Origin of the sequence: Streptomyces sp. NPDC046915 (assembly GCF_040644935.1) — a bacterium.
Taxonomy (GTDB): domain Bacteria; phylum Actinomycetota; class Actinomycetes; order Streptomycetales; family Streptomycetaceae; genus Streptomyces.
On the sequence record NZ_JBEYXB010000017.1, the window covers coordinates 131,541 to 140,937 of the forward strand.

8 protein-coding genes are annotated in these 9,397 nt (G+C 73.9%); all 8 read right to left on the reverse strand.

Annotation, left to right across the window (positions count from 1 at the left end; genetic code table 11):
• Window positions 1-109: 109 nt before the first annotated feature.
• Window positions 110-1,717 (reverse strand): zinc ribbon domain-containing protein, encoded by a 1,608-nt coding sequence (locus tag ABZ915_RS35470; protein WP_361811874.1) that lies wholly within the window; start codon window positions 1,715-1,717, stop codon window positions 110-112.
• The gene (locus tag ABZ915_RS35475) at window positions 1,714-2,289 is read right to left on the reverse strand and encodes a phage tail protein (RefSeq protein WP_361811877.1); all 576 of its coding nucleotides are present in this window, start codon (window positions 2,287-2,289) and stop codon (window positions 1,714-1,716) included. Before ABZ915_RS35475 ends, ABZ915_RS35470 begins: the two co-directional genes overlap by 4 nt.
• Complete coding sequence (locus ABZ915_RS35480) at window positions 2,289-4,250, reverse strand: putative baseplate assembly protein (RefSeq protein WP_361811880.1); 1,962 nt, start codon at window positions 4,248-4,250, stop codon at window positions 2,289-2,291. The genes ABZ915_RS35475 and ABZ915_RS35480 overlap by 1 nt, the downstream gene beginning before the upstream one ends.
• Complete coding sequence (locus tag ABZ915_RS35485) at window positions 4,250-4,684, reverse strand: GPW/gp25 family protein (RefSeq protein ID WP_361811883.1); 435 nt, start codon at window positions 4,682-4,684, stop codon at window positions 4,250-4,252. The genes ABZ915_RS35480 and ABZ915_RS35485 overlap by 1 nt, the downstream gene beginning before the upstream one ends.
• Window positions 4,685-4,721: 37 nt before the next feature.
• Window positions 4,722-6,629, reverse strand: coding sequence for a VgrG-related protein (locus ABZ915_RS35490; RefSeq protein WP_361811886.1), 1,908 nt, complete (start codon window positions 6,627-6,629; stop codon window positions 4,722-4,724).
• Window positions 6,629-7,354 carry a tail protein X gene (locus ABZ915_RS35495; RefSeq protein WP_361811888.1) on the reverse strand — a complete coding sequence of 242 codons (726 nt, stop codon included), beginning with the start codon at window positions 7,352-7,354 and terminating at the stop codon, window positions 6,629-6,631. Before ABZ915_RS35495 ends, ABZ915_RS35490 begins: the two co-directional genes overlap by 1 nt.
• 23 nt (window positions 7,355-7,377) lie before the next feature.
• Window positions 7,378-7,800 (reverse strand): phage tail protein, encoded by a 423-nt coding sequence (locus tag ABZ915_RS35500; RefSeq protein ID WP_355928903.1) that lies wholly within the window; start codon window positions 7,798-7,800, stop codon window positions 7,378-7,380.
• A 51-nt stretch (window positions 7,801-7,851) separates the two neighbouring features.
• Window positions 7,852-9,397: hypothetical protein (locus ABZ915_RS35505; protein WP_361811891.1), on the reverse strand; the 1,546-nt coding region annotated here is incomplete at its 5' end.

Sequence of the window (9,397 nt, forward strand, 5' to 3'; positions counted from 1 at the left end):
AGCACCGCGGTGTCCGCGTTCGAAACTAGGAGCGTGGCAGGCCCGGACTCTGGGACCGAGGGGGAATCTTCGGCGGGGGAGTGGTACCCCGGTACCACTCCCCTGTGCGTCAGTTCGCGTTCGACGGGCCGAAGAACTCGATCTCGGCGATGGCCACCTGCTTGCTCGCGGAGGGCTGGTAGGCGGATTCGAGGGTGAGGCGGACCGCGGTGACCTCGCCGACCCGGAAGGCGCGGCGTTGGGCGCCCGCGCCCTGGTCGAGGATGAGTTCACGGGTCGTGGTCTTGCCGTCGGCCGCGGTGATACGGGCCTCGACGCGGTGCGGGAGGGCCGACTTGGAGAGCTGGTCGGCGTGGGTCGACGTGCCCGGTGTGATGATCATGTCGAGGAGCCGGGTCGGCTGGTCGAAGCGGGCCTCGATCCACTGGCCCTGGCCGGAGTCGGCCACCCCCGGGCCCCACCAGGTGTTGCTGAGCTTGTCGAAGGCCAGCTCGGGCTTGTGCCCCGGGTAGGAGCGGGACGCGGTGATCTTGTCCGGGACGGCCGGGGCCCGCTTGGCGAAGTGGTCGCGGGTCGCCTGGACGCCCTTGGGTATGTTGACGACCAGGACGATCAGCAGGGTCAGCACGAGCGCCGCCCCGAGCCAGGTCAGTACGCGGTCGAAGGCGCGGCGCAGCCGCGGCCGGTCGCCGGCCCACGGGGTCTCGCGGTTGCCGGCGCCCCACAGCCGGCGCCACCACGGAAGACGCGCGGGGGTCTGGCCCTCGCCGGCCATGGGCATCGCGCACCGGGCGCAGTAGTGCCGGTCGGGCCGGTTGCGCGTGGCACACCAGGGGCACGGGATCCCGCCGTCCGCGCCGAGTTCCTCTCCCGGGGCCCGGACGACCTGCGGGCGCTGCGGGGCCGGACGGCCGGGCAGCACCGGGGCGATGGAGGGGGACGCGGCGGGCTGTGGGTCCGGGTCGGAGACGGGCACGAGGAGTCGGCGGGCGCGGTCGGTCAGGCCGTCCGGGTCGCCGGGAGCCGACGCCGGGGCCGCGCTGGGGACGGGTTCGGTGGGGGCGGTCTCGTCCACGGGAGCGGGAGCGGGAGCGGGGGCGGCGGGACGGGTGGCGGTGGGCGGGGGGACGGTGTCGGGGACCGCGGGCGCAGCGTCGGCGTCGGCGGCGCTCTCGCCGCGGCCGTCCGGGTCGGCGTCCGACGCCCCGCTCGCCGTGGCCGAGCCCAGCAGGTCCCGCGGGGTGCGCGCCAGGCCCGCACCGCCGTCCGGGCGGGAGAACGCGTCCCAGCCGGGGCCCGCGTCGGCCGGCGTGCCGGATGCCGGGCCGGGTGCGGACGCCGCAGCGGGGGCGGGGACGGTCCGCCCGGTCGAGGACGCGGTGGGCCGCGTCTCCCGCGAGCCGCCGTCGGCAGCCGTGCCGGGACCGTCCGCCGTACCGGACCGACTCGTCGAGCCGTTCCCCGGGTCGCCTGCCGGTCCGTCGGCGGAGCGGGCCGCGGCCGTGTCGGGCCGGGTCGCCACGGCGCCGCCGGAGTCGTCCGCCGGTCCGTCGCCGGAGCGGGGCCCGGATCCGCCGGCCGATGCCGTCGCGGTACCGCCGGCCGCCCGGGACCCGGCCCGGTCGGTCCAGCTCAGCACCGCCCCGCAGGCGTCGCAGAACGACTGCCCCGGTTCCGCGCGGGTGCCGCATTCGGCGCAGTTCTGGGTGGTCGTCATCTCTCCGGGGTCCTTTCGGCGGGTCGGGCGGTGTCCGTGGCGGTCACCTGGACCGTGTACGGCATGTGGGCGGGACGGGCGGCGGCCACCAGGGTGTCCAGGCGGTGCCGGTCGGCGGGGGTCGGGTCGGGCAGCCGCAGACGGACGTGCAGCCGGGGGCGCGGTTCGCCGGGGACCGGGCCGAGCGGGCGGGCGCTCCAGTCGGCGCCCCCGCTCTCGCTGATCTCCGGTTCCACGCCGAACGCCAGCCGCACCGCCTCGGCCAGCCCGCGCCGGGTGCCGCGGATGCGGTGCAGATACGCGGCGGCGGCCACGGCGGCCCGCAGCAGCGGCTCCGGTTCGCTGCCGTCGGTCTCCGCGCCGACCCAGCCGCTCAGCCACTGGGCGAAGTCGAGCGGGGCGAGGGACGGCCGGAAGTAGGTGTCCAGGCAGTCGAGCACGCTGTGGACCGGCGCGATCACCTCGTCGAGACCGGCGACGAACCGCTGGGCCAGATCGTCGTCGGCGAACACGGCGGGCAGCATCATGCCGATCGGCGCGGAGGAGCCCAGACCGTCGATGGAGCCTCTCATCAGGAGCCGTCCCCGATCACCCGGACGCGATGGTCGAACGAGAACACCAGCGACGGCGGCGACAGGTCGATGCGGTCGGTCGCCTCGCCGCGCTTGCCGGTCAGCGGGTCGGCGGGATGCAGGACCACCTGGTCGACCAGCTCCACCCCCGGCACGCGCTGGAGCACCGCGAACACCTCACCGGACTGCACGGGCCGCCCGAACGGCCAGCCCTTCCCGTCCGCGCCACCGGTCAGCGGGTCGAGGTGCCGGTAGAGCGCGTCGTGCGTCTCCCGCCGCACCCGGTCGGTGTCGGCACCCCGGAAGGCGTGCACCGTGGCCACCACCGTCACACCCTGGTAGTACGGCGGTCCCACCGCCAGCCGCGTCCCGATCAGCCGCCGTTCGTCCAGGTGCCGGGTGATGCGGTCCAACAGGGCGTCCCCGGGGACCAGTTGCTCGAAGCGCAGCCGCCCGCCCGGGTCCGGGACCGCCTGCGGGACGACCAGGACCCGTACCGCGTACGCCCCGTGCTCGCCCTCCTCGCCCTCCAGGCAGGTGATGCGCGCGGTCTCGGGGGCGGCGCGGCGGGCCAGTTCCTCGTAGTCGCGCAGGGTCACCGCCCGTTCCTGGGCGCGCAGGGTGATCGGGGCGCGGACCTTCGCCTCCTCGACCGTCTCCCCGTCGACCCCGCCGCGCGCCGCCTCCCGGTTGACGACCTCGGAGACGTACGGGATGGAGGTGCGCAGGATCTGCACGGCGCCCCGGGCCACGTTGCCCGCGCGGCCCCCGCCGGTGCGGTACCGGCGGGCGCGGACCGGGGAGCCCTTGGGGGCGACCGTCCCGTACTGGCGCAGGGAGCCGTCGGGTTCGCGCACGGCCGGGCCGAAGGCGATCTCGCCGGTCGTGGCGTCGAGGGTGATGTGCCGGTCCTGCGGACCCGAGGCCGCGAAGTGCGGCACGACCTGCCAGTCCACCCACCCGTCGTGCTCGGCGGTCTGGAGCAGCACCGGCGGTTCGTCGCCGACCACGGGCGCGTGCGCGAGCCGCAGCCGCTGACCGGGCAGCCCGGTGGACTCGCCGAGCGCCTCGTCGTACACCGTCTCCGCGTGGACCACGGGGGTGGTGCCGCCGATGGTGAAGGCCTCGGCGGCCCGGACGGTGGGGGAGGTGGTGTAGAAGGGCTGGCCGGGCAGGGGTTCGGTGACCCGGCAGCGGATCCAGCCCGCCTCCTGGCCGGCGTTGCGGGACAGGACGTGCCCGCCGGGGACGTGCAGGACCACCTCGCCCGGCCGGTTGAGGCCGCCCGTGCCGTCCCGGTCGACCTCGCAGGGCTGCCAGCCGTCCGCGGTCCACGCCTCCCACACCAGCGGCGGCTGCCGCGGGTCCACGCCGACGCCGTCCACCCGGCTGTCCAGGTCCAGGGCGAGCGCGCAGCGCGGTACGGCCGCGGTCAGGCCGAGCAGCATGCAGTCGCCGGGGTCGGGGGACTCCGAGAAGCAGAGCAGGTCCTTGTCCTCCTCGGCGAGGTCATGCGTCCGCTCCACCGCCGCCTCACCCCGGCGCTGCACCAGCAGATGACGCAACTCGCAGGGCACCACGGTCAGTTCGCGCTCGGTGGCGAAGACGACCGCCTCCTCGCTCTCGGTGCGCATGGTGGCGACCTCGGTGCCGAGCGGCACGGAGATCGGCTCCTCCTGGGGCGCCGACAGCCAGAACGTCACGTCCGTGCGGGCGGCGGACGGCGGGAACAGGGTGATCCCCACCAGGTCCAGGAACGCCAGGTGGTTCTTCTCCGGCACCCGGTTGAGCCGGTAGACGATCTGGTCGGCCATGTGGGCGACCGTCTCGACGAGGGTGACGCCGGGGTCGGAGACGTTGTGGTCGGTCCACTCCGGGGCGCGCTGCTGGATGTAGCGCTTGGCGTCGTCGACGAACTGCTGGAAGCGGCGGTCGTCGAGGTTGGGGGAGGGCAGGGCCATCAGCGGTCGCTTTCCGGAGCCGGGGAGGTGCCGTCCGGCTCGTCGTGGGACGGAATGACGTAGAACGGGAAGACCAGGCTGCGCGGGTTGTTGGTGCCGCGGATCGAGTAGCGGACGTCGATGTACAGCACGCTCTGGTCGGAGCCGGCCGTGACCTCGACGTCGTCGACCTCGATGCGCGGCTCCCAGCGGTCGAGGCTGACGTGCACCTCGTGCTGGATACGGCCCGCGGTCTGCTCGTTGACCGGCGCGAACACCAGGTCGTGGATCGCGCAGCCGAAGTCCGGCCGCATCGGGCGCTCGCCCGGCGCGGTGGACAGCACCAGCCGGATCGCCTCCTCGACCTCCCGCTCCCCGCTGACCAGGGCGATCCCGCCGGTCGGCCCGATGCGCAGCGGGAACGACCAGCCGGAGCCGACGAACTGTTCGGCCATCAGAACCACACCCCGCCTTCCAGGGCCACGGAGACGGTCACGGGATCACCATCGGCACGGGGATGGTGGTGACGCCGAACGTGGGGGACGCGACGAGGGTGGTCGGCGCCTTGATCGTCGTGTTGACGAGCGAGTTGATCTGCACGGTGGCGTCGCCGGTGAGGCTCGCGACGCCCACGGCGCTCAGGTTCAGGGCGCCCACGGCGTTCACCCCGATCTCGCCCGCGGCCCGCACGTTGACCATGCCGCCGCCCTGGATGCTGAGCGGGCCACCGCTCTTGATGGTCAGGCTGCGGCGGGCGCTCAGCGTGAGATCGCCGCCCGCCTCGACCGACACCGACCGGCTGCCCTTGATCGTGACGTCGCCCCTGCTGTCCACGACGATCTCGGTCCTCGTCCGGTCCAGGTTGATGACCAGCTGCTTGTCGCCGGACGTCAGCCGGACGCCCTGCTTGCGGCCGCCGGTCTTCTGGCTGAGCAGGTCCATACGGTTGCCGTCCCGGTCGGAGACGGTGTGCCGGCTCGCCTTCTTGCGCACGGTGTCGTGCAGCGGCACGTCACTGACGACGGTCGGCTTGTCCTTGCCGTTGTACAGCCCGCCGATCACGAACGGATGATCGAGGGCTCCCCGGTCGAACGCGACGAGCACCTCGTCGTTGACGTCCATCGGGAAGATGCCGCCGCCGCCGAGGCCGCCCAGCTGCACCGTCCGCGTCCAGTCGCTGACGTAGGTGTCGTCCAGCCACGGGAACTGCAACCGGACCCGCCCCTGCTTGAGCGGGTCGTTCACGTCGGTGACCAGGGCGTTGGCCACGCTGGGCAGCCGGGGCGCGGTGTCCGCGCCGCTGGAGCTGAGCCCGTACAGCGAACGCCACTGCCGTCCGCTGACCGTCACCCAGGCCTCGTAGTGCTTGCCGTCGCCGAAGACGTGCCGTACGGAGGTGACGGTGTACTTGCCCTCGAACGGCTTGCCCACGTCCGCGAGCGCCACCGGAACTCCCGGCCGCAGCTTGGGATTTCCGCGGGCGACGACCTCCAGTTCGGCGAACGCGCCGGTGACGTCGTCGGCGAGGGCGTCGGCGGCGAACTTCACCTCGTTCTGCTTGTCGTAGGGCGTGCCCGTGTCGACCAGCTTGGCCGTCTTGAACTTCCCGGCCGCGGCGCCCGGCGTGGTCCCGATGCCGATGCCCGGGTTGTCGGTCGCGGGTGCGGTGGCGGTGAGCTTCTTCTTCGTGGTCACGTCCCACCCGCGTGACTCGACCTTGCCGACCTGGTCGGCGGCCGTGACCGCGGCCCGCAGCCGCAGGATGTCGTGCCCGGCCTGGAGCACGAACGGGCTCTTGTCGCCGTCGGTGTTCGGCGAGGGCGCGCCGGAGGCCGACTTGGGCTTCACGAACTGGAACTTGCCGTCCGCGTCCACCGACATCACCATCTCGTTCTCGTCGGCGAGCCGCGCGAGGAAGTCCCAGTCGGTGACGTTGGACTGGCTGATGAACTCGTACACCGTCCTCGTCGACTCGATCCGCCCGACCGGCACCCCGTCCTGGGCGGCCAGCTTCCGGGCGATGTCGGAGGCGCTCTGGTTGCGGTAGGCGGCCACCCGGCGCTGCCGCAGCAGGCGGTGCCCGAAGTCGTAGCCGCGGATCACGGTGAAGGTGCCGGTGCCGTCGTAGTCGGCCTCCAGACCGGTCACCTCGCCCGTCAGCAGCGGATCGGAGGCGCCCTGCCCGTCGGCGACCGGAGCGAGGACGACCTTGGTGCCGAAGGTGACGCCCAGCTTGCCGAGGATCAGCCGGTACGGGTCCCGGAAGGTCAGCCGGAACGCGGCCGGCACGCCGACGCCCTGGTCGACGTAACTGTCGACGAGAGCACGGGCGAACTCGGAGGGCAGCTTGGCGCCGCCGATCTTCACCTCGACGACGTTCGAGAACGCGGACCGCACCATCAGGCACGCACCTCCTCGGCGGCGGGCAGCACGAGCTCGGTGCCGGTCGGCAGGTGCCCGGGGTCGTCGATGCCGTTGGCCTCGGCGATGGCCCGCCAGGCCGCCGCGTTGCCGTACTCCCGCCAGGCCAGCGACTGGAGCGAGTCACCCGCGACGACCCGGTGCACGCGCTGCGCGGTGAGCGCGCCCGAGGTCGGGTTCTGCCCCTTGGTCTTGCTCGGGATCTCGTGCAGTTGCAGCCGGCAGGTGGCACGGATGGGCACACCGGTCGTCCCGAAGAGGGTGTAGTTGGCCTCCACGGAACTGACGTACGCCGTGAACCGGGCGGTGGAGAAAGAACCCCACTGGAGCACCACCCACGGGGGCGAGGGCTGCTTCGCGGCGATGCTCTTGGTCGTCACCTCGCAGCAGTCGAGCAGCGACTCCACCTTCTTCAGCACGGTGTTGCTGGTCGGCTCGTCGGAGGAGTCGAGGAAGATCTCCACGCTCATCTCGCGCGGCCGGGACCCCATGAACTCCGGCAGGGAGCCGTCCCGTTCGATCTGCGCGGGGGTGGTCTTCCACTCGGCGTGCCGGGTCAGCGACAGCTGCGCCGGATTGAAGTCGAAGCCGAACGTCTTGATGATCCCGCCGGGGGTCGTGCTGCCGCCGACGGGGGGTTCGTGGATCGCGAGCGTGGCGCGTACGAGGCTCTTGCCGGCGCCGCCCTTGCTGCCCTTGGCCATGCTGGTCCGTCTCCTCAGCCCGCTCAGTCCGTGAACCCGTGGTGGGCGATCTCCAGCACCTCGGTCGCCACGGCCGGGTTGCCGGGGTCGAGGGTGGGACCGGTCCAGCTCACCGGCAGTACGTCGATCAGCCCCCAGCGGGCCACTTCGGAACCGTCCGCGCGCAGCGCCGCGATCTGGGCGGTGGGCCGCTTGATCCCCGTCTGCACGGACGAGATCCACTTGGCGACCTTGGTGGTGTCCGGGGTGAGCGGGCGGGTCAGCCGGATGGTGGAGAACGTGACACGGGTCGGCAGCTGCCAGACGAAGCCGTTGTTGCCGCCCTCCTGGCGGTGCTCGACCTCCACCTGCGACGACAGCCCCTCGCATCCGTTGAAGTAGCCGAGGCTCTCGCCGTCGATGCTGAGGCTGAACCAGATGGTGGAGCCCGGGTCCTGGCGGGACATCGCGGGGTGGGCCTTTCTGTCGTTCCTGTGGTTCCTGGTCGGTCGGGCCGGTCAGCGGCGGGGGTCGCGGAGCTTGCCGATCCGTTCGCGGTCCAGGCGGAGTTCGGTGCGGATCAGACGGGTGATGCGGCCGATGATCCGGTGCACGAGTTCGTCCAGCTGGAAGTCGGTCAGCTCCCTCGGGTCGAAGGCACCCGGCGGGACCGCCGCGTAGTCGGGCGGGGGTGGTTCGCCGGGAGACGGGGTGTACGGGGGCGGAGCAGCGGCCTGGGCCGTGTACGCGGGCGGCGGCGCCTCTGCCCGGCGGGTGACGGGCGGCCCGGTCAGCGTGCCGGCGACGGTCGCCGCCGCGGCGGCCGCCAGGGCGCCGGTCGCCGAGCCGGCCTTGGCCGGCTTCTTCGACCACTTCCCGAAACGCTGGACGACGGGGAGGGGCGAGGCAGGAGTGGCGGGCGTGGTGGGGCCTGGAAGCGGGGGTGGGGTGAGAGGGGCCACCGGGAGGGGGGTGAGGCCGGTGGGGGCGGGGCTGCCTGTGGGGCGGTGCGGCGGGGTGAGCCGGGTGGGGGCGGCCGAGCGTTGCACGGTGGCCGGGCTCGGCGTCGACGGCGGCTGCGGTACGGCCGGGGGCAGGGCGGGAGCGTCGGCGAGGCGCGTCGCGTCCGCGGGCGGGGTGGCCATGGGAACGCCGAGGGGGGAACGGCGGGGGGTGGCTGCCGGGGCCGTGGTGGGAGTTGCGGCCTGGGTGACGCGCTGCACCACGGGCGTGGGCGTGCCGACGGGGTTGGTGGAGGGCCTCGGCGCGGCAGGGGAGTTGGCGGTGCTGTGGGCGCTCACCGGTGGGGGTGGGGGTGCGCTCGGCCGGTCCTGTGGGTCGTGTCGGGTGGGCGCGGTTGGCGGGACCCCCGGGCTCGGCTGGACGGAAGGGTCCGCGGGGGCGGCGGGCAGCGAGGAGATCGGCGCACCCAGGCCGAGCCGGGGCGCGCGGCGGGTCGCGCTGCGCTGGATGGAGGGCGCTGCGTCGGCCGCGGGTTGGACCGGCTCGGCGGCCGGCCGGGTGGGCTGGTCCACAGGCCGCCGCGCGGGCGGGGGCGTGCTGCCGGCCGACGCCGCAGTCCGCTGAACGGGGGGCGTGGTCGCGTCCTGCGCGGGTGAAGCGCCGGGCGTAGCCGGTGTGTTCGGCGGCGGCGCGACCCGCTGTGCGTCCACTACCGCCCGGGGCCGGGGCGCTGCTGTGGCGGCAGAAGGCGTGGGGCTGCCCGAACCGGTGGCCGGCTGTCGTTGGACGACGGGAGGTGTTGCGGCGGGGTGGGCGGTCGTCGGGGGCAGGGCCGACGGCGCCGGGGTGGCGGGGAGGTCTGCCTGGGCGTGGTCGATGCCGGCGTGGCGGCTGTCCGCCGAAGCTGGGTTGGGCAGTGGGGTGTTGGCGCTCGGCTGGCGTTGGACGACGGGAGGTGTTGTGCCGGGGTGGGCGGTCGTCGGGGGCAGGGCCGACGGCGCCGGGGTGGCGGTTGTGGCGGGGAGGTCTGCCTGGGCGTGGGGGGTGCCGGCGTGGTGGCTGTCCGCCGAAGCTGGGTTGGGCAGTGGGGTGTTGGCGCTC

Bases quoted from the DNA above. Each gene is read 5' to 3' on its own strand.
- ABZ915_RS35485 (WP_361811883.1), bottom strand. From the start codon at position 4,684: ATGGCCGAACAGTTCGTCGGCTCCGGCTGGTCGTTCCCGCTGCGCATC.
- ABZ915_RS35470 (WP_361811874.1), bottom strand. From the start codon at position 1,717: ATGACGACCACCCAGAACTGCGCCGAATGCGGCACCCGCGCGGAACCG.
- ABZ915_RS35475 (WP_361811877.1), bottom strand. From the start codon at position 2,289: ATGAGAGGCTCCATCGACGGTCTGGGCTCCTCCGCGCCGATCGGCATG.
- ABZ915_RS35495 (WP_361811888.1), bottom strand. From the start codon at position 7,354: ATGGCCAAGGGCAGCAAGGGCGGCGCCGGCAAGAGCCTCGTACGCGCC.
- ABZ915_RS35490 (WP_361811886.1), bottom strand. From the start codon at position 6,629: ATGGTGCGGTCCGCGTTCTCGAACGTCGTCGAGGTGAAGATCGGCGGC.
- ABZ915_RS35500 (WP_355928903.1), bottom strand. From the start codon at position 7,800: ATGTCCCGCCAGGACCCGGGCTCCACCATCTGGTTCAGCCTCAGCATC.
- ABZ915_RS35480 (WP_361811880.1), bottom strand. From the start codon at position 4,250: ATGGCCCTGCCCTCCCCCAACCTCGACGACCGCCGCTTCCAGCAGTTC.